Genomic DNA, 23,875 nt, shown 5'->3' on the forward strand with positions numbered 1-23,875 from the left:
AGCTCGCCGTGGAATCGATGACCGGCCCTCCCACCAACTGCGCTGCCCTGGCTGCCGTCTCGTAAGGCGCATCCGCGGGCGTCAAATGGCATGCGACCGAATGAGCGGGTACACAACAAGACCAATAAGCGCAGCGGCGACGACAATGACGGGCTCCTGCAGCTTCTTGAAACGCCACAGCAAGAGCGCAGTCGCGAGTGCGAGGAGCACGGTTGGCCAGTCGACGATCGAGCGGCGTGCTATCACAATTACGGAACCCGTAATGGCGCCCACCGCAGTGGCTGTGATGCCGTCGACAAAGGCCTTAACGGCGAGCAGCTTGCCGTATTTTTTGAAGTACGGTGCCGGCAACACGGTGAAGAGATAGCAAGGCAAGAAAGTGCCGAGCGCGGCCACACACGCGCCCGCCAAGCCCGCGACCAGGTAACCGATAAAGCCAACGGTAATAACCACGGGGCCTGGCGTGATCATCGCGACGGCCACGGCATCGACAAACTGCTTGTCGTTGAGCCAATGGTGCTCGGTGACCACACCGCCGTAAAGGAACGGCACGATTGCGAGTCCCGAGCCGAATACAAAGGCACCGGCCTTCGCAAAGAACAGCCCGATTTGGCCGAGCAGAGGCCAATCGAGACCACTAAGTACGCCGCTCGCGACCGGAAGTTGCGCAGCAGCGGCAGCGCTTAGTCCGCCCTTGCTGAACCATTTCGGCGGGGCAACCACGAACCAGTTGACGAGGCCGCCAGCAATGAAGAGCCACGCGATCTCGGATTCAGTCACGACCGTGACGGTCGCCAGCGTCAAGTAAATCACCCATAAGAGCTTGTCCTTGCCGATCGTCTTCTTCGTGAGCTTGTACGCGCTCATTGCGATGATGCCGACGACCGCGGCACCGACACCATAGAAGGCGGCCTGCATCCACGAAAGCCCGCCGAAATGGGCATAGGCCCACCCGAGACCGACCACCATCAAGAATGAGGGCAGAACGAACGCGATACCGGCGAGCGTGGCGCCCATGATGTGATAGTGCACGTAGCCCATATAGATGCCGAGCTGAGCCGCCATCGGTCCCGGCATCATTTGCGCGAGCGCCAGCCCCTCGCGGTAGTCCGACTCGCTCACCCACCCGCGCTGTTCGACGAGATCGCGGTGCATATAGCCGACGAGTGCCACCGGCCCGCCAAACCCTAAGGCGCCAAGACGCAGCATATAGAGAACCATCTGGGCGAGCGTGTAGCGCGGTGATGCGTCGGTCGGGGTGCTCATGCGCGGCCTCCGGCGTCCCGGCTTTTCACAGCCGAAGCAAAATGTGTGTAGAGCGCATCCAGTACGCGTCCCATTTCATCGAGCAGCTGATTGTCGTCGGTCGCGCGCTCCCTGGCTCCCGCCATCACGGCTTCAAAGCCGGCAGCTTCCGGAACGGCAGCGCCGCCCACGTCGAGGACATGGACCATCTCGCCGAGCCGAAGCAGCGCCGGATCCTTGTCGAGACCGAAACTCGCAGCCAAAACCTCGAACGTCACGAGTTCGCCAACATGGGTGAAGGCGGCACCGTCGAAATCAAAACCGAGCGCGTGTTTGGGGCAGGCGCTCGGCGAAGCTATCCAGACGAAATCCGCGTCGCGATCGATGAACCGGCGGATCAGCCAGGCACTTGCCACGCGATCGACCCACATGCGCTGCCGCGTGGCCCACGTGCGACCCTGATAGTCGTCGACTGAGAGGCTTCGGATTGGACGATCGGCGAAATGGGGCTCACCCGGTGAAAGCACCGTGTCAACGAGTCCGATGAAATCCTGCCACGCCGCTTCGGCGCGGGTTGTGGCGTCACCCGGGAAGTAGTCGATCGCGACGATGGTCTCGTAGTCTTTGCGCAAACGACGAAGCAGCTTGGTCAGCTCAGCCGCTGACTGGCCCGAAATCGTCTTGCGCGCACCCTTCAGCACGCCCGTAAACTCGACATAGTCTTCACTGCGGTCGAAAAGCGCACGAAATTCCACCTCCTGCTCGGCGTCAAGGCTCGGTGCGCGCAGCACGTGCGCGGTGCCACCGCTATCGGCGATTGCACCCGCAAGCTCGCGCAGCATCAGTTCGCGCTCTTCGGTCTGCGGCAGCAGGTAGATCCCATCGCGCAGGACGGCGCACCCCTTCGCCTTCAATGCACGCCAGAATCGCATGCGAGCGGTCGCGTTCTCGGTGGGCAGCGTCAGGACCAATAGGGACCAGGTAGTGAGTAAGTTCATGTAGCGTAAACTACACCACGGTAAATCTCGCTACAAGTGATTTCTCCGGCGTTTGCCGGCGCCTGCCGGGCGCCACGCTTTCGCCAAATGGCACGCAAGTCGCCGAATGGTTCGATCAACATGGATTGGCGCGTCCGGCGGGTCAGGAGCGTCGCAACGCCAACGTGGTAAATGTAATTGCCGACTGCCCAGAGCGATGCGGCTCTGTCCTGTTGGAGCCCGTCAAAACCGCACTTCCGAATCGATCATCCGGTCGCTTTAGTTATTTTCACGATCTAAACACTGATGTAATCCCTCCGTCGCCGACCTCAGAGCGAAAAGCAAGGTTCCTGAAGTCAGTGACGAGGCGCACAAAGTCGGTAAGGCACCGTAACACTCGATACGGATATCTAAACTCGTGCCTGGATCGGATAGCCGTGCTACGCGGCATGGCTTGCGCGCGCCCGAAGTACCAGTGTCCGTTTCGCTAGAACGTAGATTCAATGGGACGACATGCAACGACATTACGCACGACAAGAAATGACGGGTAGGAAATATCGGCGTGCTTACGAAGCAGCCCGATCGGCGCATCGCCAATGCCACCAAATCCGTCGATGGAGATCTGCGCGAGCCGGGCGGCTTTGGCCATGGCAGGCCTAACAGCCATCTGCCCGCAACGTCGGCTCGATATTACGCCACGCACACACGGTTGCGTCCGTCTCTCTTAAGCGCGATACAGCGCCAGATCCGCTGCCTCAAGCAACTGCTTGGGGCCACCCTCGCCGACGGTCGCATCCGACGCTCCGCCAACGCTGATCGTCACGCGCCCGGTCGTCGTTCCCGCGTGCGGCACGTTGAGCGCCTGCACCGCAATGCGAATTTTCTCGCCGAGCATACGTAGCGCGTGCATCGACGTCGCCGGCGAAACCACGGCGAACTCCTCGCCGCCAAAGCGCGCCGCGAGATCGGTGCTTTGCATGAGACTCGATTCGATCGTACGCGCGACAAGCTTCAGCACGTCGTCGCCAGCGACGTGGCCGTAAGTGTCGTTGTACGACTTGAAGTTGTCGACATCGATCATCAGCATGCCTACGGCCGTATGCTCCTGCGCCGAACGGTCCCATTCGGCGTTCAAATAATCGTCGAACCGGCGCCGATTTGATGGGCCGGTGAGCCCGTCCGAGTGCGTCAGCCGCTGCAATTCCAGATTGATTTCGAGCAACTGCTGCTGTGACTGACGCAGCGCGCGATACGCCTCATCGCGCTGCATTAGATTCTGATAGTAGCGCGAGTGATAGCGCACGCGCGCGGCAAGCTCGACCGTATCCGGCAGCTTCACAACGTAATCGTTCGGGCCGGCCGCAAAGGCCGCACTTTTGATTTGCGGCTCTTCCTTCGTCGAGAGTACGATGATTGGTGTGTCCCGTGTCGCCGGATGCTGGCAATACTGGTGCAGGGAGCGTAAGGCCATCGACGCCAGGCATCACGAGGTCCTGCAGGATCACCGTCGGCCGTGTTTCCTGCGCGGTGCGCAGTGCGTCCTCCGGATCAGCGTAGTAGTGCAGATCGACATTGGACGCTTGCGCAAGCGCGCGGCGCAGGGCTTCCGCGATGATCGCCTGGTCCTCGACCAGCAGTACCGTCACGGGTAACTCGGCGGAGGCCGGCGCATTCGGCATGGCCGCGAGCAGGTCGGACAGAGCCGGTTCACCCGTCAGGGGGCGCGCACACGCGTGCGTGTTATTCGCTGTTGGTTCAACTGCGACTCGTTTCGCGCGCGCCGCAAGCGATCCCCGGGGAGGAAGTCTGTCGCCCGTCGCGCGGCTCAGATCCAGGTATCTTTAATCCAGACGACTACCCACTGACGCGCCCACTTCCATCGCAGTCTTGCGATTCGAGTATTTACTCGTCTCACCGAACCATTAAATCTCCTCGTGGATCTGGCTCGCCTGAGCCGCATCGGTAAATTTTTGTTCGCGTAGTGGCCCCCGGAAGCCGAGCGGCGTCACATGAATGCGGAATCGCTCATAGTCAAAGTGGAAAATCGCGTCTCCGGTGCGCCAAGCTCGGTCGGAAAATCGGCAGCGTTGGGGTGCACTGCCGGGATCGGGGCCGTGACTTCGACGCTTCGCGAGCACGAGGGCCGTTTGATCGGGCCGCAGTGGATCGCAGGCACGCGCGCCGCGCTCGCACGGCACGACGTCACCGCGCGCGCAACGCCCTATACCGTCGATGCTTTGGGCTGGCTAGTGCGCATGGCCGTGCAGCGCTTGAGCTCGTAGAGCGTTGAGCGCGCGAATGGGCACCGGGTCGGATCATCCTTCGCCGGTCAACCCTTGAATGATGGGGGCGACATGCTCGATGAGATCGAGCAGCGGACGTATCGACGTGCCTTTCCGGCAAAAGGCATCAATCTGCGCCTGCTTGCCACGTTCCATCACGTCTGCCTCCGCAAGAGAGGTATAGGCGATGATCGGCGTGCTTCCGAATCGGCCTGAGCCGCGCATCGCCGCAGGCACCGCGTAACCATCACATTCAGGCATCTCGATATCGAGGACTACGACGTGAGGCGTTGAAGCCGCCGGCGTCTCGAAGGCGGCCTGTCCTCCGTCCACAACGGTCGTGCGGTAACCCTCGATCACAAGAACCGTGGACAACGCCTGCGCCCCGGCGATATCGTCGTCCACGATGAACACAACGACCGGTGGCGAAACGCGGTCAAATAGACGATCGGTCCACAATCCGGGCATCTAGAACATGACGGTCGTTAGAAGTGTCATGTTTCGTATGCAGCAACGGTTATGCCCCCACTTTTGTCGTTCGTTCGTACGGGTTTCGCATACGCCTTGGGCAACCATGTGCCGCGTGTCGCGCATTCCGTTATGCCCGACGGCGCCGAGGCCAGCGTGGGCGACCTCTGTGAGGCACAACGGATGCTCTTCCAAAGCTGTCAGACACAACAAGGAGACAGCCATGAACCGCATCCCAACCCTGCTTAGCGTTTTCCTGGTCGCTATGAGTGCAAGCGCGACCGCGCAAAATAGCCAAACTCCTTCGTCGCCAGCGACTCAGCAGGGCGCCCCCGCGACGGGACACGCAGCCAAGGAGACCCCTCCGGGGTCAAGCAGCGCAGGCAGCCCCACGCTGATGCAGGAACGCGAGAAAGGGATGTCGCCGGATGCGGCATCGGGGACAGGCGCGAGCGGAAAGACCGGCAAGATGAAACAGTAGCCGTCCTCCGGCAATGAAGGAGCAGCGGCGCCTGGCAATTTCAATGCCGGACAAGCCGCCGTCGTTGGGCACTCGGCAGCGTCCCAAAAAGGTAATCGTCACCGACGTCCCGGGGCGCCGCCGTGCTCGCGATCGGAACCGGTGGCGCGGCGACGCCCGGTAAATTTTCGAAATGAGAGCCACCATCCTTGCCCACGAATTGTTCGACGGACTCCAGCACGCCCGCAACCTAACCGATCAGTGGGCGAGCAGCAAGCGCGTGTGCCAAGTTGCACCTGCTTGTCAGTGCGCAGGCGAGCGGCCGCGGCATACCGACACCCGATCGCGACGCGGAAATGCGGCGGTTTGAAGCCGCCCGCGCGAGTAAAGATAGAGCGTCCGGTAGGAGGAGCCTCGGGAAGGCGAAGCGCGCTAACCATGCGCAAACTGCTCGAAGCCATGCATCAGCACGGCTCGAAGCAGCACTTACACCGGTGCCGATTGCCGGGTTATGTTGGGCGGCAACGGACCGCGTGTCGGTCACTCGCGACCCGTGACCTGCGCAGACGCTGCCGTACGGTCGCTAGCATTGCTTTGTAGCTTCGGATCGGCGTCTTGCGCTTCGATCCCAAGGCGTTCCGCGGCCAGGGCCCAAAATTCGTCCGATCGGCCTTCCGGGCTGCCAGCTTCTTCCCAGAGGCGGTATGCCAATGCACGTACTTGCTCCTCTGTAACAGGTGCATCCATCTCGTTCTCCTGTTGATCGGTTGAAAACGCGATACACACGCGTGTCCTGAGAATACGCGCAAAGTGGGGTGTGCGCGGTCTCCTGACAAAAATGCTCGTGCCGCGCGAAGAACGTGCGGGGAAGCGTGACCAAGCCGCCCATGCCCCGCTCGATGCACCCGCGGCACAGCCATTTCTCGGACAACGACGCATCCCTCGTAACGTCCCTTGCTGTACCTCGGGGCCCATTGTTCTTCGGTCCGTCCCGGACCGCATCGGCCAGCACGATCAGAGCGTGCTGAGACTCGTAGCGTTTAACCGCGGAGACGAAGCGTTGCGCGGCTCCCGGTCGCCGCGTGTAAAACCTGACCGCTAACCGCGTGCGCGCGTCCGCCGCAGGACGCCGCTCGCCCCAGCAAGGAGTCGTTGATATGTTCGCTCATAATAAACGCCTGCAATACACGGTGCGCGTCGCCGCACCGAATCCTGGACTTGCCAACCTGTTGCTGGAACAGTTTGGCGGTCCACAGGGTGAGCTCGCCGCTGCATGCCGCTACTTTACTCAGGCAGTCGCTGAGGATGATGCCGGCCGCAAGGATCTGCTGTTCGATATTGCCACCGAAGAATTGAGCCATCTCGAAGTCATCGGCTCGATCGTTGCCATGCTCAACAAGGGTGCGAAGGGCCAGCTTGCCGAAGCGGTGCAATCAGAAGCCGAACTGTACCGGTCGCTCACCGGCAATGGCAACGACTCACACACTACGGCGATCCTGTATGGTGGTGGTCCTGCTTTAACCAATTCGGCGGGCGTGCCCTGGACCGCGGCTTACATCGATACGATCGGCGAACCGACGGCGGACCTGCGCTCAAACATTGCCGCCGAAGCACGCGCCAAGATCGTCTACGAGCGTCTTATGAATGTCACCGACGATCCCGGCATCAAAGACGCACTGGGCTTTTTGATGACGCGCGAAATCGCCCATCAAAAGTCCTTCGAGAAAGCCTTGCACTCGATTCAACCGAATTTTCCGCAGGGCAAGCTGCCGGGCAATCCGCAGTTCACCAGCGTCTATTTCAACATGTCGAAGGAAGACGACCTGCGCGGCCCGTGGAACGAGGGCGGTGACTGGGAATTCGTCGCTGACCCGCAACCGGCCGTCGATGGCGGTGACGGCACCGCAACCGTGGGCGTGTCGAAGCAGGATGTTGAGGTGTTACAGGCAATGGCTGCGCGTACCGCGTCGGATCCCACGGCCGATCCCACGACCGGAGCGGACCTCGGCGCCGGTCAGGCTGGTCAATGAATCCAGGCGCGAATCGTTTGAAAATTGGAAAGCAATCATTCATCGACGCGTCCATCTGAACGAACGCGTCCTGCAGCACCTACCCGGAGAATTATTCATGGCCGCCAAAACCCTAAATGACTTATTCGCGCATGCGCTGTCGGACGTCTACAGCGCCGAAAAGCAACTGACCAAGGCACTTCCGAAACTTTCGCGAGCCGCAACAAACCCTGATCTGGCTGCCGCGTTCAAGTTCCATCTCGAAGAGACGCAGGGGCAGATCGAGCGAATCGACCAGGTGGTTGAGCGCACTGAGATTAAGCTCAAGCGCGTCAAGTGCGTCGCAATGGAGGGTCTCGTCGAGGAAGGGCAGGAACAGATCGAGGAGATAGAGAAGGGACCCATTCTCGACGCTGCTTTGATTGCAGCGGCGCAGAAGGTCGAGCACTACGAGATCGCGACCTACGGGACCTTGGCAGCACTTGCGAAAAAGCTCGGCTACACCGATGCGATGAATCTCTTGCTCGACACCTTAAAAGAGGAAAAGGCGACCGACGAGAAGTTGACGCTGCTGGCAGAGCAGGAAGTATCGGAAGAGCAGGCCGGCAAGCAAGGCACCAAGTAGTGCAGGGGCGCCACGGTCCATAACGGAACGCGGCGCGTCGGGACCGCCTTCGGACCCAGGCCAAATTATCGTCAGCGCAAGACCCACTGCAACTACTATGACGCCGCAGTTCGTTGCGCGATGTTGACCCTTCCGGCACCCGTGACCGCCCGCATGTCGAGGACGATTTCCTCGGGAATCGTGTATCGGACTATGTGGCCTGCTGCACGGGCGACGCTCACGTGCTATGGGATACATCGCGGTCAGCCGAAACGGAATGAGCGTCTGTACCGATCGGCATCCGAAGCCATCGGGCGCGGCGCATTCCTTGGCGGCGCAGGGGCAGCCGTCTGATGCAGCTGCGCAAGCGAGCGGTCCTGTTGCAATTCGTCGTTCATCAGCGAACGCTTGATTCCGCCGCACGAGAGTGCGCAAGGGAACCACGGCATCGTCCGGAAGGGCCACGGTAAGAGGGATCTTTGAATGGAGTACGTTATCCCATCTAGGGGTGAGCCGATAGAGGAAATTAATGCCTGCTATTCGACGATGCTGGCCGTTTGGGAAGAGCTGGCGGGAAGGTTTGATATTCCGCGGCTTTTAAACCTGCGCGCCGAGGCTGAGGCGATTTGCGAAGAAATCATCGCCCCCGCGGCTCATGCCGTTGATGGCAATGCGGCTTGGCCCCGGCGCATCATTGTCCGCGCTTAGACAGGCGGGACTCCCAGGCTTGAGCGTTCCGGCCAAGTTTGGCGGGCTCGGCGAGGGGACTACTTGGCTTGGTGACTATCACCGAAGCGCTGGGTGCCGCGTGCTCGTCGACGTCGATTGTGCTTTGGCATGCATTGCGTTGCCTCTGCGGTGATCGGCGCCAAGAGCAGCGCCCACTGCGACGAGAAGTATCAGCGGCCTATTGCAGAGGCGCGGCCCGGGTCCTGATCCCATAATACCGACGCTGACCAGCATGGCTTCGCCTGCGAGCCGTGACGCCGCTGTGCGCAAGTCAGGACATCGGTGGTGACCGCATGCGAGTCGCAGCTCAGCGGCGGGCTTTCGACTTCATGCGCGATGCGCGAATACAGGAGGCAAGTTCCATCGCGTAGGGCGCAACGCCGAAGAGCAGACAAAGCAAGAGCACCGTCGCGACGCGCAGCGGGGGAAGAGGCGGCTCATGCGGTGCCATTGCAAAGCTTGCGTTCGAGTGAGTCACGGAGGCCAACGCGTCTGGATGAGAGAGGCAGACAATCGCGAAACCCATGATCGGCGCCATCTCGAGCACGCTGTGCACCATCTGCTCGACGGGCGTGATGACGCGCTGTCCGCCCGCATATCTCAAGTCGAAGTATACGGTGAACTCGTGAGCGTCGATGAGCGCGGCCATCGTACAGATCGCGAACGCGTTGATGGTAAGAAATAGCGCACATAGCACGAGCCCGGCCCCCTCAGCGAGCTGCGCGACATGCATTAGCGACTCGCGTACGCCAGCGTTGTTCGGCAGATCGGACCATCGGTGGCAAAGTGCATCCGCGGTTCCAGCGGCGAGCCACAGTGGAAGAACGCAGTAGAGGAGGAACTGGCCTGCAATTTCCTGGTTCATGTTCGGTTACCCGCTGACGTTTTTCCGTGTGAAGCAATCATTGGGCGCAGTCCGACGGCATTTAGAGTTCGCCTTAGCGGCGCGTCTTTTTCAGGATGCGAAAGTAGGGAGCGGAACAGCGGGCCCTGCGCCCAACGCACATGGCGGCAAGATTTATGGCGGAAGGACGCTCATGATGACCGTCATGCTGCCAGTGAAAGGCGATGCCAGTGATAACGCGGCACGCTCGTTGCGCGTTGATATCTGGCGCGGTCTGCGCCAAATGACTGCGGAGAAGCCATGCCAACGAAGACATTGAATGACCTTTTTATCCACGCGCTTTCAGACGTATATAGCGCGGAAATACAACTGACCAAGGCTTTGCCGAAACTGGCGAAAGCTGCCACTAATCCGGAGCTAGCTGCGGCTTTTACTACCCATTTGGAGGAAACCCAAGGACAGATTCAACGGATTGACCAAGTTGTCGAAATCTCTGAGATCAGGTTGAAGCGAGTTAAGTGTGTGGCGATGGAAGGACTCGTCGAAGACGGCCAAGAGCAAATCGACGAAATTGAAAAAGGTCCGATCTTGGACGCCGCCATCATTGCCGCTGCCCAGAAGGTCGAGCACTATGAGATCGCGACCTACGGAACGTTGGCCACGCTCGCCAAGAAGCTTGGATATACGGAAGGCATGAATCTGCTGCTGGAGACCCTGCAAGAAGAAAAGGCGACCGACGAAAAGCTCACGATGCTTGCTAAGCAAGAGCTTTCCAAGGAACAGGTCGGAAAGTAAGCTCCACTATGTGAGTGTTGGGCGACGCAAGACGCCGGCATTTAACGACTTAAGGGGATAGGAACATGACTGACCCGAAAGAGCATCTTCTGGACTGGCTACGGGATGCGCATGCCATGGAGCAACAAGCTGAGCAAATGTTGCGCGCGCAATCCGGACGGCTCGAGCACTATCCGGAACTCAAGGCGAGAATTGACCAACACCTGGAAGAGACGCTCGGACAGCAGAAACTGGTGGCCAGGTGTATCGAGCGGTTGGGCGGGAGCACGTCGACGATCAAAGACATTGCTGCCAAAGTCATGGCTTTTGGCCAGGCCGCCGGTGGTATGGCCATGTCCGATGAGGTCGTTAAGGGAGCGATCTCTAGTTATGTGTTTGAAAATCTGGAAATCGCATCGTACACGTCGCTGATTGCGGCGGCCGAGGCGGTTGGGGACAGGGAAACGAAGGCCGCCTGCGAGCAAATCCTGCCACAGGAAGTTGCGATGGCGCAGTGGTTGTTAGAGCATGTTCCGGCCGTCACGCAAAAGTACCTCATGCGCGCCGCGACGCCCGGAGCAGAAGCAAAGAAATAGCAGCGCCTCGTTACCAATGTGTCTGTCAGGTGAAGCGGTGAAGGGTCGATCGATGAATGAAGAACCGCCCTCTAATTGAGCGTTACAGGGTCGACCCTGACCGACAGCACGCCTCTGACGGTAAGGAGCTGTTCAGCAAATATGCGTACCGCTCGGGGTTCGGCACTTCCGGCGAATCTTATATTGGAAGAGGTTGCCACGAGAGTTGTCAAAACGCACAAGCCACATTGCGTCGCGATCTGTTCGACCGCGTCCTTGGGTAGCGCTTCCGACGGGCGACACGTGATCGTGAAATCAAAGGTCAACATCACGGCTCCGCTGGAATTGGCGCGACTAGGCAAGAGTTCTGACTTCATCGCAATCGGCGGACCGCGTTCGCAGTTTTGGTTAGACCTGAATCAGTTGCAGCACCAAAGGGAGGCCAGATGTTCGATTAATACCATCCGGAGTTCGGCTTCGACCTGAGCTGGGACTTCGCCCGCTACGGACGGTTCCTGGACCCTGGAAGCGCTAACGCCGATGTGCTGGCCGGATACAGCGCGGGAAAAGCGCACTTTCGGGTGGCGCAGCACAAGCCAACCCGCTATCAGGCGAAGTGGGTTCGGTTGAGGCTTAGCGACATGCGGCGGCGTCGGATCGTGCATACTGATGTCACACCGGAATACCCTAAGCGGATCGACTGCGACAGATGTGTTGTGACCCTCGAGCCGTGAGCCATTCGGGTCGTGCTGGATTGGTCTATCGATCGTATCAACAACAACGGCGCCTGCGCGGCCGGTAATTTGATGGTGATCAGCACGCGTGCGAATCGCGCGACGGGCGCAAAGAGCTATGCCGAGGTGGCAGAATCAGCGCAGGCCACTTCAACGCCGACCGAGAAAGGCCTGAATTATGCCCAGTGGGCGCGCCTCGCCTGCGTGATGGTTGGTTCCGAAGAAACAGTCGACCCTCGTGCGACTCTCGCGCCACTTCTAACGCGCATCACGGAGGATAGCAGGGGCCGCTTTATTTTTCTGTTCCAGCAGTTCCTGCTGTTTGCGCGCGTCGAGCGGCGAACAGAAACCATTGCTCAAGGCCCTAAATGGCTTCCATCCGGACCGTTCTGAGCAAGAGCGGCTTAGGATTGAAGCTGAGCGGCTGGCGCTATTGCAGACCGTTGCATACCCGGATGGACGCGCTGAACGACAAGCAGATTCAAGGCGCCCGTCGTCATACAACGAGGAATTCATGGAAAGACGAGATATTGTCGTAGTCGCAGCCTCTACCGGCGGCCTGGAAGCGCTCAAGCAGTTGTTTGGTGCGTTACCAAGGGATATGCCGGCTACTGTGTTTGCGGTGATGCATATCGGTGCGCACCCCAGTATTCTGCCGGCTATCTTGCAGAGCACGTGCGATTTACCCGTGAGACACGCCTGCGACGGCGAGGTGTTTGCACAGTCGACGATCTACATAGCGCCTCCCGACCGCCACCTTTTGCTGTTCGACGGAAAGACGCTACTCTCGAACGGACCGAAAGAGAACTTTACCCGTCCTGCGGCAGACCCGCTTTTTCGTTCGGCCGCCGTTTTGCATGGGCGACGCGTCATCGGTGTTGTGTTGACAGGTGACCTCGACGACGGCGCCGCAGGACTCAAGGCAGTGCGGGCCTGTGGCGGATACGCGATCGTCCAGGATCCGACTGATTGTCGCTCGCCCAGTATGCCCATCAATGCGCTGCGGGCTACGACCGCAGACGTCGTCGCCCCAATCGCGGAGCTAGGGGCCGCCATCGTTAATGCGCTGGAGCCGACCATGAACAGTCCACAGCCGCGAAATCAAACGGACGTGTTAGTAGCGGAGACCGAAGACAGGATGATTCGCACGGGGAACATCGAGCTTGCTGAACTCGAGGCCATTGGCGCGCGAAGCGCGCTTACCTGTCCGGACTGCGGCGGCGTCATATGGCGAATCGGCAGCGGCTTTCCGCTGCGCTACCGCTGTCATACAGGTCACGCTTTTTCTGCTGTTTCGCTCGAAGATGAGCAACGCAGGCAGTCGGAGAACGCAATATGGCAGGCCATCCGGGGAATAGAGGAACGCATATTCCTTGCGAATGAGTTGCTCGAGCAAGGAAAACAGGTCCGCAACGACGTCTCTGACCTCGTTGCGCGAATCGCTACTCTGGAGGATGCAAAAGCATCGGTCATGCGCATCTTGCAAGACTGCTTGGCCGACAACGCTACCTGTGGGACGGGCGAGGCGGAGCGACGTTGAAGAGCTTATTTATCCTCGCCCATCCTGCACTGCTCGCATTCCGGTGTCGGCTTCATCCGAGTGTCGGGCGAAAAGATCAAGAGCCTGTGTGTGTTTGTGCTTTTGCGAGTCGACGCGCGATGTCTGAGGCGGCGCCAAAGTCCGTGTCGTGAGAAGCAGACTGTTGCGTGTTTTCCGAAGCGAGTTTCAGGTAAGCCGCCGCGAGCTTGCGAAGCTCCTGTTCTGACGCATCTTCGATGCCGATGAGCTGATTGTTTGCAGAGCGATGTGACGCGAGCAATTCATTGAGCTTGAGATGGACAGCAACACTATCCTTGTTGGCGCTTTGCTGAATAAGAAAGACCATCAGAAACGTAACGATCGTTGTTCCCGTGTTGATGACCAGCTGCCAGTTCTCGGAGTAGTGGAAGAACGGTCCCGAGACGAGCCAAACGACGACTGAGACGACTGCCAATCCAAAAGCGAGGGGCGAACCTGCCCATCGGGTTACAGCGCTGGCGAACGCATCAAAAGCCTTTGTAACGGGATGCGGATTCGCGTAGGCGGGCGTCGATGTCGCGGGTACGGTATCAATCGCGTCGGTTTCTGGGAAACGACTCTCTTCACTCATCTTTTTCTCCAACAACGGAACCTTCACTTTAACCCGGCGAACTTTCGACCAACCTACAGCTGTAGCGTAATCGAGGGCGCGCCGCTCTCCGTTGGCCGGTGGCGCTTTATGCAAAAGGCGCGGAGCCATGGTGAGAGGGTGTGCCGTTCGTCACCGAGGAGCGAGATGCCGCCAGCAGGCTTGGTGCAACGCTGAGTCGAGCAATGGGGCGAGAAGTCCGAGACGAGCCTTCGTCCCTTTGCCTGCGCAAGACTATAAGGACCCTTAGATCGAGAACGAATGCTCTTCGTCGTTGTGACCGTTCAGATGGATGATGGCCGACGGTCCACCACGTTAGTCACATCGCAAAGGACAGCCTGCAGCTGATCGAGGGAGTAAGGTTTGGCGAGTTGAAACCATGCAAAATTTCGCGAATTGTCGTTGTCGATCGGCGCGCCTGAGGCGAAAATCACACTCAAGCCTGGGCAAAAAGCGCTCGCCTGCGCGGCAAGCTCAAGGCCAGACATATCGGGCAGATGAACGTCAGTAAATAGCACGTCAAATGGATGCCGAGCGATTTCGCCAAAAGCCTCAGTCGCGGTTCCTACCGCCAGCGGGTGATGACCCAGCGCCGACAGAAGCTCTGTGACCGCATCGCGCGCCAGATCGTTATCTTCGACGACCAGGATGTTGAGCTCGACAATCTTGCCCGGGTGCCGTAGCGGATGTTCGTTGTTGGATGGCGATAGCGTACGACCGGGCGTCCCAAGGACTTGCCGAACCTTGTGTGACAAATCAGCGCGGCTATAGGGTTTGCTGAGAAGTTCGACACCCTCGTCTAGCCGCCCGGCGTGCACGATGGCGTTTTGGGTGTAACCGGAGGTGAAAAGCACTTTCAAGTGCGGCTGAAGCCTCACGGCCTGTCGCGCCATCTCAGGGCTTTTGAGTGAGCCTGGCATGACGACGTCAGTGAAGAGAAGATCGATATGCACGCCGCTGCTGAGAACGGCTAACGCTAGCTCCGCGTTGTCTGCCTTCAGCACGCCATACCCGAATCCGGCTAGCATCTCGATTACGGTTGCCTGGACGTTAAGGTCGTCCTCGACTACCAAGACGGTCTCGCTACCACCCATGAGATCAGCGCTTGCCCGAGTTACAGGCGTGGAGGCTTCCGTAGACGATTTCGGTAAGTAGATACGCACGGTAGTCCCGTGCCCGACTTCGCTGTAGATCCGGATATGACCGCCGCTTTGCTTAACGAAACCGTAGGCCATGCTCAGACCCAAGCCACTGCCTGCACCCTCCGGCTTCGTGGTGAAAAACGGATCGAATGCGCGCTCGATGACGTCCTGCGACATTCCGCTCCCGGTGTCGGTGACGCCTAACATCACGTACTGACCGGCGGGCACATCGGACAGAGCGCGAACGTAGCGGTCGTCGAGCATCGAATTGGAGAGCTCAAGCGTCAGTTTCCCACCATCGGGCATCGCATCGCGCGCGTTGATGGCCAAGTTCAACAAGACGTTTTCGAGTTGATGCGTGTCCACCATGGCGTTCCATAAACCACCTGATATCACGGTCTCAACAAGGATGGTCTCGCCGAGCGCACGGCGAAGGAGATCGTCCATCCCGCGAATCATGGCCGCGAGGTTAACCGATACCGGGCGCAGCGCCTGCCGGCGACCAAACGCGAGCAGCTGCGAGGCGAGCTTGGCGCCTCGGTCAACCGCTGCGAGGGCGCTGAGAAGTCGGTTCATGAGCCACTCCTCGCGCGAGTAGCGGCTGGTCACGAGTTCAAGATTGCCGCGCAGGATCTGCAAGACGTTGTTGAAGTCGTGCGCGACACCGCCGGTAAGCTTGCCGATAGCCTCCATTTTCTGCGACTGCAAGAGGGCCGCCCGAATTTGATCGAGCGTTTCGGCCGCTTCGTGCTTTTCGGTTACATCGCGCGTGATCTTGGCGAAGCCTATTAGCGAGCCGGCTTCATCATGGATCGCATCAATGATCACATGCGCCCGAAAACGTGAGCCGTCGCGACGCAGGCGCCAGCCTTCCGCTTCAAAGCGTCCTTCGCTGGCGGCAGTGCTCAACGCCCGCACTGGCACGCCGGCCGATATGTCCTCCGGCGCATAAAATCGAGAAAAGTGGGAGCCGAGAATCTCCTCAGCGGCATAGCCCTTAATGCGTTGAGCACCCAAATTCCAGCTGGTCACGCGTCCTTCGGGTGACAGCATGAAGATCGCATAGTCGGTTACGCCTTGCACAAGCAATCTGAAGTTGCGCTCGCTTTCGATAACGGCGTCGTGCGCTCGACGCTTTTCCGTCTCATCACGCACAATCTTCACGAATCCGCCCGGTTCACCGTTCTCCTCTAAAAGCACAGATGTGACGACACTTGCCCAAAAAACCGATCCGTCTTTGCGCTTGCGCCACCCTTCAATCGCACAACTGCCGCGCTCGCGAGCGCGGTCAAGCTCAGCGTCGACCACCGGCATGCCGTCGCCCACTGCTCCATCGAGAAAGAGAACCGAGTAGTGTTGGCCGACGATTTCTTCCGCTTTGTAGCCATACATTAAGGCGCCGCCGGAATTCCAGGAAGCAATCGTTCCGTCTGGCGTCAGGGAAAGCACCGCAAGGTCGAGCGTGTTTTGAGCCCAATCTGTGGGCGACCTTGCGCGTGTTTTTCGGGTTTTTTTACTTGTGCTGCTGTCCATGAGAATGTATCCGTCGTTTTTTCTCTTCTAGAGCTTGTGCCGTATTGTTCGCCGCGATTTTAGCGGCTTGCTGGTGTTTTGATTTGAGGCATTATGCTTGCGCAGCAGAGGTTGAAAACGCTGCTGATGGTAAGGCAGCGTTTGAGAGAGCGGCGAACGGGCGCCCGGACGGGATGTAAGAACTTCTGGCGCGCCTACATGCGCTGGCTCACATTCCGCTGATTGCAATGAGCGCTTTGAAGCGCGATCATCTCGCGCTTCGGGCGTTTTTTTGCGGAAGCCGTTTCCAGTTCTCGCCATGCCTGCCTTCATACGACAGGCTATCTGCAAAACGAGCGAGACATGCTCCGCAACTGTGGGAATCGCCATCAGCGGCATGTTGAGATCGGACACAATGACGTGGTCCAAATGTGATTGGCCTATGCGGTCCCCGTATCGATGTCCTCGGCGACCTCGTGCCGCTGACCGCTGCGCGTCTGTCTAAGAAGGATCGCGGCAATCCCTTTGGTTGGAATACTCGCTGCGGCACGCAATAAATCGGTGGGCAGCATCCAGCAACAACGCACGATCTCGTTTGACGGTATCGCTTCGTCTAACCTTCCGACGAGCGCAAGAAAGACATAGTGCCGCGTTCGTAATCCGCGGAATTGAAAGGCATAGCAAATACCTTTCGGGTCGAGGCCGGTTTCCTCTCGAAGTTCACGCCGTGCAGTTTCGCCAATGTCTTCTCCGCGCTTCTGCCGTCCGCCAGGGAATGCCCAACGTCCTTGCTCCCGCGCGACCAGCAGAACTTTGCCGTCGCGTTCACAAATGACTGTGGCTCTGCGCTTCATCGATGACGCTCCTGTCAGTGCCCGGGCGTGCCTTGCATGTAGCCGACCTTGCGCCATGGTCGGCCGCTCACATCGGCGCGCAGTCAATTGCATAACGCTTACTATCAACCTTATCACCAACCTTACTATCGACTTCGCGAGAATGGTGATGCGCCGCCGGTGATGTTCGAGTCGCAAGAGCCGTGTGGGTGATGACTTGTCCGCTGGCGCGCACGCATGCTACACCGTACCGGTAGCTCGTCTTCCGCTGGAGGTCACGATGCGAGCACGTTCCGCCGTGAAGGTTTTTTTCCTCACGCTTCTTTCGCTGGCAGCGCTGGTTGCCACATGGTCCACGCGCGTCGTTGCCGCAATCTGGCTAACGGCTGGGGTAATTGTCATTGGCCATCGATCGCTTGACAGGTTTCCGTCACTCGGACTTGGTCCGGTCTGGCGGGAGGGTCCACGGTCTGTATTTGTTTTGATATCCGCGACTGTGGGTGTATCGAAGGAGGAAGTGGAGGTGCTGCAAGCAATGACAGCGCGCACCGCTTCAGATCCGACATCAGACCCGACGACCGGCGCGGACCTCGGCGCAGGTCAGGCCCCCGATAGAGGCCCATCCATGGCCCGTCGGATTGATGCAGAAGAACTTGACGGGTGTTTTGATTACGGCCGTCTACGGCGATCGACCCAGGAGAAATCCCATGGCTGTAAAGACCTTAAACGACCTTGAAATTACCCACATCTCTATCAGAAATTCTGTTAACCTTTTAATAGGTAGTATACCTACATGAATAGATGAAAAAACGAGATCAAGCAGATGATCAATCGTGGTTGGATCCCGAGATTGCAGGGAGCGAATTTAGGGACGTCCGGCTTCGAAAACGGTTTGGAATGGTGCTAGAGCAATTATGGAAGGGTATGGGGCAGACCATCCCTCTTGCCTGCCAGGACTGGGCCAATACCAAGGCAGCTTATCGCTTCATGGACAACGATCGCGTAAGTGAGCATGACATTCTGAGTGGACATTTCCGGGCAACTGCGCAGCGTTTTTCCATGACCGATGGACCTATTCTTGTACTCCAGGACACCACCACGTTTTCATACGAAAGGGACCGTCCTGAGCTCGTTGGTTACGCTGGTACCGCGATAACTTCAGCCGAGCGACGAGGCCAGGCGAAACCGAGCTCGCAATGCGGCATCCTGATGCATTCAAGTCTCGCCGTCACAACTGAAGGTCTGCCGCTCGGACTGACAGCCATAAAGTTCTGGAGCCGAAAGGAGTTCAAAGACACCGCGACGATGCGGAGCAAAGTCAATTTCACACGCATACCGATCGAGAAAAAGGAAAGCTTTCGCTGGATTGAGAATCTGCGGCAGTCAACGACTCGACTCGGCGATCCGGATCGCTGTGTGCATATCGGTGACCGGGAAAGCGACATCTTTGAACTGTTTTGTGCCGCTTGTGAGCTTGGAACGCATTTTCTGGTGCGTACCTGCTCTAACCGGTTAGCCGGCGACGACGGCGAGCAAACCGTTGCAGATGAAATGTCAGAGGTACGGGTGAAGGGCTTGCATCGGATCGAATTTCGCGACGCCAAAGGACACCCCCAGCAGGCGCTTCTGGAGATCAGATATCGACGCCTCACGGTTTGGCCGCCCCTCGCAAAGCAGCGGCACTACCCGGCGCTCAGACTGACTGTCATCCATGCCACTAGCGCGGCGCGCCCGCGGACCGACCACGCATCGAATGGAAGCTGCTCACCGATCTGCCGGTGAACTCACGTGTGGACGCGATCGAAAAGATCGATTGGTACGCGATGCGCTGGAAAATTGAGACGTTTCACAAAAACCTGAAGTCCGGCTGCAAGGCCGAAGAGTCGCAATTGCGCACAGCCAGCCGGTTGACCAATCTGATCGCCATCTTCTGCATTCTTGCCTGGCGAGTATTCTGGCTGACCGAGATCAATCGCTCTGCACCACAAGCCCCACCGGAGGTGGCGCTTACCGCAACCGAGCTGACGCTTCTTGACGAGCTCGTCAAAGATACGGCGCGCACCGCACAGGCGCCTCCCCTGTCTCGCAGCCTCATCAAGCTCGCCCAACTGGGCGGCTATCTCGCACGCGCCAACGATTCCCCGCCGGGCAATAAGGTCATCTGGCGCGGCATGCATCGTCTTATCGACATTGAACTCGGATACCGCCTGGGCCGTGGAAAATATGGGTAATTTCAAGCTTAAACGACTTGTTTACCCACGCCTTGTCGGACGTGTTAGCGCAGAGAAGCAATTGACCAAGGCGCTTCCGAAGCTGGCTCGAGCGGCAACCAATCCGGATCTTGCTGCCGCCTTCACGACCCACCTAGAGGAAACGCAGGGACAGATTGAACGGATCGATCAGGCGGTCGAAAGCACCAACGTGAAACTCAAGCGCATTAAATGCGTTGCAATGGAAGGGCTTGTCGAGGAAGGGCAGGAACAGATCGAAGAGATTGAAAAGGGCCCTATTCTCGATGCTGCGCTGATCGCAGCGGCCCAGAAAGTCGAGCATTATGAGATTGCCACGTATGGAACACTGGCGGCGCTCGCCAAAAAGCTTGGCTACACCGCCGCGACGCAACTGCTTCTTGAGACCCTGAAGGAAGAGAAGGCAACAGACGAAAAGTTGACGTTGTTAGCTGAACAAGAAGTTTCCAAAGAGCAAGCCGGGAAGAAGGTAACTAGCTAGCAGAAGAGCGCGCCGCTAACCTCTGTGGGACGCGGCGCGGTTTGATCTTCTGTAGCCTCGCCAGAACTACGCCGCCGCAATGGTCGGTTGGTAGTTCACCATCTTCACGCAATGTGCGACCGATCCGTCAGCTGGCTGAAGGCAGCGTGAACATGACGAGAGCTTCGACGGTATTCGCCGCCGGTGAAACGGAGCGACGTATGATTCGGTTAATACTGATCGTCGCCTCGATACCGTCTTGGGTAAGAACGCCGTGGCGTCGAATTTGCCGTAGCCCATACCGCACCCAACAAGAATCCCAATCCCGCGGCTACAGCAAGTGCGCTGAACGGACTCTCAACCGTCTTGCCTCGGACAATTTCCGTCGTGTCCGCGCAGAGTTGTTGTGCCTTGCCGCCAAGTTCGCGCGCCTTGCCAGCCGCCTGCGTGCCCGTTGCCCCCAGTAATTCACCGGCGGCGTCCTGCATCTTTCCCGCCATTTCTTTGATGTTTCCCTCTGCTGCATACGAGTCCATTTCGTCCCCCTGATCAGGTTTGAGAGATGCAGGATGTTCGGTTGCGCGTTGAGTTGCGGGGCGGCCATCCCGTCGTTTCTAGTGCAAATTGTATTCCTGTAGGGAAGCCGGCGGAGCGGCGCAGACCGGCAGACTTGTCGAGCAACTGCCACGAGCCCAACGCTTATCCTCAGATCGTTCGAGAACGCTTATGACGCACACGTTTTGCAATAGACGCTCGCTTGCACGCGTTAGCTTTGTGTCGTCGTTCCTGGCCTAGAGGGCGGGAGGCCGGCTGCACGGCGTTTTACACGGGCACAATGGTCTTATGGCTTGCCTCGGCCCTTCGGTGTTGGACTTGTTTCTGGTATTCACGTCGAAGTGGCACTTGATAAACGCCGGTGAGGTGCGAACGACTGGGGCAAACGACGCTGCACTGATGCTGACTGGGGCCGAACGATCGAACGATCGAGACTCGGGGAAGAGGCGCCCGCGGCTGGAAAAATGGCTGCGCACGAGCGCGATTATCGGGGAGGACTGAAGGCGGCGCTACCGCGTGGCGAATTGGCAAGCGTCGAGCCGCTGGCGCTTATCGCACCATCAACACAAGTCAGTTGCGCAGCGCATCAAGTACGTTTCCGACCACCCGATGGGTCGATGCGCCCAGTCCTGCTCCGACTGCCGTCTGCACCGTGCGACGGAGCCCGAGGATGCAGATGCCGACGAGCGCAAGCGCAATCAATTCGGCGTTGGGTGTGCGCAGGAACCACGGTGCGGCACGGGTGCTGCCCGGCAATGTGCGCGGCGCGCGAGTGACCCTTGCGGGTTCGCTTGCGATTCGCGCGGCCACCAGTTCGGCGCGTGATTCCGCCATGCGCGCGAGAAGCGCTCCCTGAGCTTCAGCGTGCTTCATTGCGCCGCCTCTCTGATGGCATCGGCGTCGTGACGCAACTCGTCGCGCAGTAGGCGAAAGGGCTCAGCGGGCTTGCGCGTCAACATGACGATTAAAGCAATCACTGCCACAGCCAGCCAAACACCCGCCACGCACCACGCCGTCAGCACGAGATACGGCGTGCCGGCTGCTGTTACGATCACCGCGATCGAGACGAATGACAGCGTGAACAGCAGGCCAATCGTCAGCGCGATGAGCGCGACAACTTCGTGCAGCATGCGCTTCTTCGTCTCAACCAGTTCGATAGGAATCAGCTCGCCGTAATCGATGAGCCGTCCCGCGCAGAAATGGCTGATCTTGCGCCAAGTGGCGATTCTTCCCTGGATTGTCATCCTTCCTCCAGCGCGTCTCAGTCGAGAGGTGGTGCTATGCGATGACTCTTAGGAGCAGCGTGCGTGCCAGCGCCTGACTGCGCCGCAGTCTTTGATAAACCGACCATCCTCCGTATCTATCTACCAAACGCCGGAAGGCTCATGGGCAGGCGGCTGATGATCGGCAGCGAAGATCTTGGGTGGATTGCTGGACGCGTCTCTCGTTCGGAGGAGCACCGAGTCGCCGCGCTCGCCGTCGCCCAAGGCGACGCCGCGCCCCATCGACCGACGAGCTGTCTCACAACCCGCATGCGTCAGATATCCCATCTCTCCGCTTCAATCTTCGAGCTTGAGCGACCACTTTCTGCGCACACGAATGATGGTCTGTCGTGCGACGCCATACTGTCGCGCGAGCTCAGTGACAGTGCGGCCGCTCGAGAGTGCGCGGACGACCGCCTCTTGTTGAGCAAAACTCAAGCTACAAGCGCGTCCGATGCGCAGGCCTTGTCGCACAGCCGCGTCCGACGCCTCCTTGGCTCGCTTTTGACGCACAACATGATCGAGTTCGGCGACCAGTTCAAGACTTTTCATCAGAAGCTCGTCATCTAGAGGCGCGGCGTCTTTGCGCTCGTAGACCAGGCAGACGACGGTCGCGCCGGCTTTCTTCACTGAGCGAAGCGTAGTAAGAGCGTCGAGAGCGCTGTTACCGAGCGAGGACACTGAATTGATGACCAACAGGTCTCCCGACCGCAGCCCGCGGAGCGTCCGCTGCAGTATTGGGCGCTCCGGCGCAGGTAGCGTGCACTTTTCTTCGTCTATGCACACATTGTTTTCTTCACAAGGGATACCGTTCGCGCTCAGCGCTTCCAAGGTTTCCTTTTTGCTCGCCGTCGCGACTTCGACTATGACGTAAACAGACATCGATATCGCTTTCCGAATGCCAACACAACGGCACACTCGTCCTCGACAGGAAGGCCAGCCCAGCAGGTCCGTAGTGTTGAGACAAGCCCAGGCGTTTCGCTCAGCCTTCGCGACTCGTAACCAAGCCATGACAATGTTGGGCGGCGGCGCACCCGCATAGACCCGTCGTTGCGCAATCTCAACCGATACGCCGCGTACAGCTACGTTAATGAAGCAGCCAACGAAAAGTTTAAAGCTTTGCAACAGAGCCAACGCCGTCATGCGGAAGGATAGCTCAACGCCCGTCCGCCTCTTCAACGACTTTCCGAATGACGGCATGAAGCTCTTCAACCGTGTAGGGCTTCTGCAGCTCGAACCATGCGAAGCTGCGTGTTTCGTCCCTCTCAACGGGCTCACCGGAGGCAAAATCACACTCAGTCCGGGGCAAAATGAGCTGGCCTGCGCGGCAAGCTCAATCCCTGACAGGTCGGGCAGATTGATGTCAGTGAGCAGCACATCGAAAGGGTGGCGCGCGACGTCCGCGAGCGCCTGAGTCTGTCCCTGCCGCCACGGGACGATGACCGAGCATCAGCAGCAGTTCACACACCGCTTCGCGCGCGAGTTCGTTGTCTTCGACTACCAGGATATTCAGTTCGGCCGCCTTGCCTTGGTGTTCTGCCGGGCGCGCACTGTTGAAAGATGATAGCGCTCGACCGGTGTACCCAAGACGTGTCGAACTTTGGCGGCCAGATCAGCGCGGCTATATGGTTTGCTAAGAAGCTCGACACCATCATCCAGCTTCCCGCGTGAACGATCGCATCCTGTGTGTAGCCCGAGGTAAAAAGGACTTTCAAGTCAGGTTGAAGCAACATGGCTCGGCGGACCATCTCCGGGCACTTGAGTGAACCCGGCATCACGACATCGGTGAAGAGGAGATCGATGTGCGCGCCGCTGCGTGCCTTCTGGCGTCAAAGCGATTACCGCAAGGTCAACGGTGGCTTGTGCCCAGAGGGCAGTCCACTTGGTCGAGGCCAAGTCTTTCCTAAGTCCACCACCATCCATGAGTGTCGACCCTCGCGGTTTTGCTGCCCGCCAAGATGGGCGAACATCGTTGCTCGTCGCAGAATTTTAG

Annotated in this window: 25 protein-coding genes and 2 pseudogenes; 12 read left to right on the forward strand and 15 right to left on the reverse strand. The window is 58.9% G+C overall.

Features of this window, described 5'->3' with window-relative positions:
- Window positions 1-81: 81 nt before the first annotated feature.
- From AWB76_RS23845 to AWB76_RS23860, 4 genes and pseudogenes are all read right to left on the reverse strand, one after another.
- The gene (locus AWB76_RS23845) at window positions 82-1,266 is read right to left on the reverse strand and encodes a chromate transporter (RefSeq protein ID WP_061162611.1); all 1,185 of its coding nucleotides are present in this window, start codon (window positions 1,264-1,266) and stop codon (window positions 82-84) included.
- Window positions 1,263-2,243, reverse strand: a complete 981-nt coding sequence (locus AWB76_RS23850) for a chromate resistance protein ChrB domain-containing protein (protein WP_061162612.1) — start codon at window positions 2,241-2,243, stop codon at window positions 1,263-1,265. Before AWB76_RS23850 ends, AWB76_RS23845 begins: the two co-directional genes overlap by 4 nt.
- A gap of 466 nt (window positions 2,244-2,709) precedes the next feature.
- A complete protein-coding gene (locus tag AWB76_RS23855; RefSeq protein ID WP_157696191.1) occupies window positions 2,710-2,871 on the reverse strand; it encodes a hypothetical protein in 162 nt (53 codons plus the stop codon).
- A 41-nt stretch (window positions 2,872-2,912) separates the two neighbouring features.
- Window positions 2,913-3,901 (reverse strand): annotated as a pseudogene (locus AWB76_RS23860) (diguanylate cyclase).
- Between the two features lie 435 nt (window positions 3,902-4,336).
- Here AWB76_RS23860 and AWB76_RS41095 point away from each other — a divergent pair.
- Window positions 4,337-4,504, forward strand: a complete 168-nt coding sequence (locus tag AWB76_RS41095; RefSeq protein ID WP_157696192.1) for a hypothetical protein — start codon at window positions 4,337-4,339, stop codon at window positions 4,502-4,504.
- Window positions 4,505-4,537: 33 nt separating this feature from the next.
- Here the strand turns inward: AWB76_RS41095 and AWB76_RS23870 are convergent, their stop codons facing one another.
- Together AWB76_RS23870 and AWB76_RS42915 are read right to left on the reverse strand one after the other, a co-directional pair.
- Complete coding sequence (locus tag AWB76_RS23870; RefSeq protein ID WP_082864513.1) at window positions 4,538-4,972, reverse strand: response regulator; 435 nt, start codon at window positions 4,970-4,972, stop codon at window positions 4,538-4,540.
- A gap of 1,000 nt (window positions 4,973-5,972) precedes the next feature.
- Window positions 5,973-6,434 (reverse strand): DUF2934 domain-containing protein, encoded by a 462-nt coding sequence (locus AWB76_RS42915; RefSeq protein ID WP_341845306.1) that lies wholly within the window; start codon window positions 6,432-6,434, stop codon window positions 5,973-5,975.
- A gap of 155 nt (window positions 6,435-6,589) precedes the next feature.
- On the opposite strand from AWB76_RS42915, the gene AWB76_RS23885 reads away from it, so the two are divergent.
- The 3 genes from AWB76_RS23885 to AWB76_RS23900 all read left to right on the forward strand — a co-directional run bounded on the left by AWB76_RS23885 (window position 6,590) and on the right by AWB76_RS23900 (window position 8,753).
- Complete coding sequence (locus AWB76_RS23885; protein ID WP_061162617.1) at window positions 6,590-7,462, forward strand: manganese catalase family protein; 873 nt, start codon at window positions 6,590-6,592, stop codon at window positions 7,460-7,462.
- 97 nt (window positions 7,463-7,559) lie between these two features.
- Window positions 7,560-8,066 (forward strand): YciE/YciF ferroxidase family protein, encoded by a 507-nt coding sequence (locus tag AWB76_RS23890; protein WP_061162618.1) that lies wholly within the window; start codon window positions 7,560-7,562, stop codon window positions 8,064-8,066.
- 462 nt (window positions 8,067-8,528) lie between these two features.
- On the forward strand, window positions 8,529-8,753 hold the full coding sequence (locus AWB76_RS23900; protein ID WP_061162619.1) for a hypothetical protein: 225 nt from the start codon (window positions 8,529-8,531) through the stop codon (window positions 8,751-8,753).
- A gap of 328 nt (window positions 8,754-9,081) precedes the next feature.
- Here AWB76_RS23900 and AWB76_RS23905 read toward each other — a convergent pair whose 3' ends face one another.
- A complete protein-coding gene (locus tag AWB76_RS23905; RefSeq protein ID WP_061162620.1) occupies window positions 9,082-9,639 on the reverse strand; it encodes a hypothetical protein in 558 nt (185 codons plus the stop codon).
- A gap of 279 nt (window positions 9,640-9,918) precedes the next feature.
- On the opposite strand from AWB76_RS23905, the gene AWB76_RS23910 reads away from it, so the two are divergent.
- The 4 genes from AWB76_RS23910 (at window position 9,919) to AWB76_RS23925 (ending at window position 13,241) form a co-directional block, all read left to right on the forward strand.
- Window positions 9,919-10,413: a YciE/YciF ferroxidase family protein gene (locus tag AWB76_RS23910; RefSeq protein WP_061162621.1), complete on the forward strand. Its 495-nt coding sequence runs from the start codon at window positions 9,919-9,921 to the stop codon at window positions 10,411-10,413.
- A gap of 65 nt (window positions 10,414-10,478) precedes the next feature.
- Window positions 10,479-10,988, forward strand: a complete 510-nt coding sequence (locus AWB76_RS23915) for a ferritin-like domain-containing protein (RefSeq protein WP_061162622.1) — start codon at window positions 10,479-10,481, stop codon at window positions 10,986-10,988.
- Window positions 10,989-11,713: 725 nt separating this feature from the next.
- Window positions 11,714-12,094 carry a hypothetical protein gene (locus AWB76_RS23920; protein ID WP_157696194.1) on the forward strand — a complete coding sequence of 127 codons (381 nt, stop codon included), beginning with the start codon at window positions 11,714-11,716 and terminating at the stop codon, window positions 12,092-12,094.
- Between the two features lie 121 nt (window positions 12,095-12,215).
- Window positions 12,216-13,241: a chemotaxis protein CheB gene (locus AWB76_RS23925; RefSeq protein ID WP_061162624.1), complete on the forward strand. Its 1,026-nt coding sequence runs from the start codon at window positions 12,216-12,218 to the stop codon at window positions 13,239-13,241.
- A 76-nt stretch (window positions 13,242-13,317) separates the two neighbouring features.
- On the opposite strand, the gene AWB76_RS23930 is transcribed toward AWB76_RS23925, so the two are convergent.
- The 4 genes from AWB76_RS23930 to AWB76_RS39345 all read right to left on the reverse strand — a co-directional run bounded on the left by AWB76_RS23930 (window position 13,318) and on the right by AWB76_RS39345 (window position 17,377).
- Window positions 13,318-13,851, reverse strand: a complete 534-nt coding sequence (locus tag AWB76_RS23930; protein ID WP_061162693.1) for a low affinity iron permease family protein — start codon at window positions 13,849-13,851, stop codon at window positions 13,318-13,320.
- 302 nt (window positions 13,852-14,153) lie between these two features.
- Window positions 14,154-16,544, reverse strand: a complete 2,391-nt coding sequence (locus tag AWB76_RS23935) for a hybrid sensor histidine kinase/response regulator (protein WP_061162625.1) — start codon at window positions 16,542-16,544, stop codon at window positions 14,154-14,156.
- A 27-nt stretch (window positions 16,545-16,571) separates the two neighbouring features.
- Window positions 16,572-16,937 (reverse strand): hypothetical protein, encoded by a 366-nt coding sequence (locus tag AWB76_RS41100; RefSeq protein WP_157694871.1) that lies wholly within the window; start codon window positions 16,935-16,937, stop codon window positions 16,572-16,574.
- Between the two features lie 26 nt (window positions 16,938-16,963).
- Entirely contained in the window at window positions 16,964-17,377 is a 414-nt protein-coding gene (locus AWB76_RS39345) for an NUDIX hydrolase (protein WP_074168931.1), read from the reverse strand.
- 780 nt (window positions 17,378-18,157) lie between these two features.
- Here AWB76_RS39345 and AWB76_RS39350 point away from each other — a divergent pair.
- The 3 genes and pseudogenes from AWB76_RS39350 to AWB76_RS23950 all read left to right on the forward strand — a co-directional run bounded on the left by AWB76_RS39350 (window position 18,158) and on the right by AWB76_RS23950 (window position 20,086).
- Complete coding sequence (locus AWB76_RS39350; protein ID WP_208606602.1) at window positions 18,158-19,138, forward strand: IS4/Tn5 family transposase DNA-binding protein; 981 nt, start codon at window positions 18,158-18,160, stop codon at window positions 19,136-19,138.
- An 8-nt stretch (window positions 19,139-19,146) separates the two neighbouring features.
- Complete coding sequence (locus tag AWB76_RS41855; RefSeq protein WP_244173434.1) at window positions 19,147-19,587, forward strand: hypothetical protein; 441 nt, start codon at window positions 19,147-19,149, stop codon at window positions 19,585-19,587.
- Window positions 19,587-20,086: pseudogene (locus AWB76_RS23950) on the forward strand (YciE/YciF ferroxidase family protein). The gene AWB76_RS41855 and the pseudogene AWB76_RS23950 overlap by 1 nt, the downstream one beginning before the upstream one ends.
- 209 nt (window positions 20,087-20,295) lie before the next feature.
- Here the strand turns inward: AWB76_RS23950 and AWB76_RS23955 are convergent.
- From AWB76_RS23955 to AWB76_RS40205, 4 genes are all read right to left on the reverse strand, one after another.
- Window positions 20,296-20,601 carry a CsbD family protein gene (locus AWB76_RS23955; RefSeq protein WP_061162626.1) on the reverse strand — a complete coding sequence of 102 codons (306 nt, stop codon included), beginning with the start codon at window positions 20,599-20,601 and terminating at the stop codon, window positions 20,296-20,298.
- A 589-nt stretch (window positions 20,602-21,190) separates the two neighbouring features.
- Window positions 21,191-21,493 carry a hypothetical protein gene (locus AWB76_RS23965; RefSeq protein ID WP_061162628.1) on the reverse strand — a complete coding sequence of 101 codons (303 nt, stop codon included), beginning with the start codon at window positions 21,491-21,493 and terminating at the stop codon, window positions 21,191-21,193.
- On the reverse strand, window positions 21,490-21,864 hold the full coding sequence (locus AWB76_RS23970; protein ID WP_061136545.1) for a phage holin family protein: 375 nt from the start codon (window positions 21,862-21,864) through the stop codon (window positions 21,490-21,492). The genes AWB76_RS23965 and AWB76_RS23970 overlap by 4 nt, the downstream gene beginning before the upstream one ends.
- 315 nt (window positions 21,865-22,179) lie before the next feature.
- On the reverse strand, window positions 22,180-23,082 hold the full coding sequence (locus AWB76_RS40205) for a recombinase family protein (protein WP_157696196.1): 903 nt from the start codon (window positions 23,080-23,082) through the stop codon (window positions 22,180-22,182).
- Window positions 23,083-23,320: 238 nt separating this feature from the next.
- On the opposite strand from AWB76_RS40205, the gene AWB76_RS42760 reads away from it, so the two are divergent.
- Complete coding sequence (locus tag AWB76_RS42760) at window positions 23,321-23,446, forward strand: hypothetical protein (RefSeq protein ID WP_279616450.1); 126 nt, start codon at window positions 23,321-23,323, stop codon at window positions 23,444-23,446.
- Window positions 23,447-23,875: the final 429 nt, after the last annotated feature.

Origin of the sequence: Caballeronia temeraria (assembly GCF_001544795.2) — a bacterium.
In the GTDB taxonomy this organism is placed as follows: Bacteria; Pseudomonadota; Gammaproteobacteria; order Burkholderiales; family Burkholderiaceae; genus Caballeronia; species Caballeronia temeraria.

Excerpts from the sequence above, each read along its gene's own strand:
- AWB76_RS39345 (WP_074168931.1), bottom strand. The coding sequence starts at position 17,377 with ATGAAGCGCAGAGCCACAGTCATTTGTGAACGCGACGGCAAAGTTCTG.
- AWB76_RS23890 (WP_061162618.1), top strand. The coding sequence starts at position 7,560 with ATGGCCGCCAAAACCCTAAATGACTTATTCGCGCATGCGCTGTCGGAC.
- AWB76_RS23855 (WP_157696191.1), bottom strand. The coding sequence starts at position 2,871 with ATGGCCAAAGCCGCCCGGCTCGCGCAGATCTCCATCGACGGATTTGGT.
- AWB76_RS23935 (WP_061162625.1), bottom strand. The coding sequence starts at position 16,544 with ATGGACAGCAGCACAAGTAAAAAAACCCGAAAAACACGCGCAAGGTCG.
- AWB76_RS42760 (WP_279616450.1), top strand. The coding sequence starts at position 23,321 with ATGACCGAGCATCAGCAGCAGTTCACACACCGCTTCGCGCGCGAGTTC.
- AWB76_RS40205 (WP_157696196.1), bottom strand. The coding sequence starts at position 23,082 with ATGCCGTCATTCGGAAAGTCGTTGAAGAGGCGGACGGGCGTTGAGCTA.
- AWB76_RS23955 (WP_061162626.1), bottom strand. The coding sequence starts at position 20,601 with ATGGACTCGTATGCAGCAGAGGGAAACATCAAAGAAATGGCGGGAAAG.
- AWB76_RS23970 (WP_061136545.1), bottom strand. The coding sequence starts at position 21,864 with ATGACAATCCAGGGAAGAATCGCCACTTGGCGCAAGATCAGCCATTTC.
- AWB76_RS23900 (WP_061162619.1), top strand. The coding sequence starts at position 8,529 with ATGGAGTACGTTATCCCATCTAGGGGTGAGCCGATAGAGGAAATTAAT.
- AWB76_RS23915 (WP_061162622.1), top strand. The coding sequence starts at position 10,479 with ATGACTGACCCGAAAGAGCATCTTCTGGACTGGCTACGGGATGCGCAT.
- AWB76_RS23845 (WP_061162611.1), bottom strand. The coding sequence starts at position 1,266 with ATGAGCACCCCGACCGACGCATCACCGCGCTACACGCTCGCCCAGATG.
- AWB76_RS23910 (WP_061162621.1), top strand. The coding sequence starts at position 9,919 with ATGCCAACGAAGACATTGAATGACCTTTTTATCCACGCGCTTTCAGAC.
- AWB76_RS23850 (WP_061162612.1), bottom strand. The coding sequence starts at position 2,243 with ATGAACTTACTCACTACCTGGTCCCTATTGGTCCTGACGCTGCCCACC.
- AWB76_RS23965 (WP_061162628.1), bottom strand. The coding sequence starts at position 21,493 with ATGAAGCACGCTGAAGCTCAGGGAGCGCTTCTCGCGCGCATGGCGGAA.
- AWB76_RS23930 (WP_061162693.1), bottom strand. The coding sequence starts at position 13,851 with ATGAGTGAAGAGAGTCGTTTCCCAGAAACCGACGCGATTGATACCGTA.
- AWB76_RS42915 (WP_341845306.1), bottom strand. The coding sequence starts at position 6,434 with ATGCGGTCCGGGACGGACCGAAGAACAATGGGCCCCGAGGTACAGCAA.
- AWB76_RS23885 (WP_061162617.1), top strand. The coding sequence starts at position 6,590 with ATGTTCGCTCATAATAAACGCCTGCAATACACGGTGCGCGTCGCCGCA.
- AWB76_RS39350 (WP_208606602.1), top strand. The coding sequence starts at position 18,158 with ATGAAAAAACGAGATCAAGCAGATGATCAATCGTGGTTGGATCCCGAG.
- AWB76_RS23870 (WP_082864513.1), bottom strand. The coding sequence starts at position 4,972 with ATGCCCGGATTGTGGACCGATCGTCTATTTGACCGCGTTTCGCCACCG.
- AWB76_RS23925 (WP_061162624.1), top strand. The coding sequence starts at position 12,216 with ATGGAAAGACGAGATATTGTCGTAGTCGCAGCCTCTACCGGCGGCCTG.
- AWB76_RS23905 (WP_061162620.1), bottom strand. The coding sequence starts at position 9,639 with ATGAACCAGGAAATTGCAGGCCAGTTCCTCCTCTACTGCGTTCTTCCA.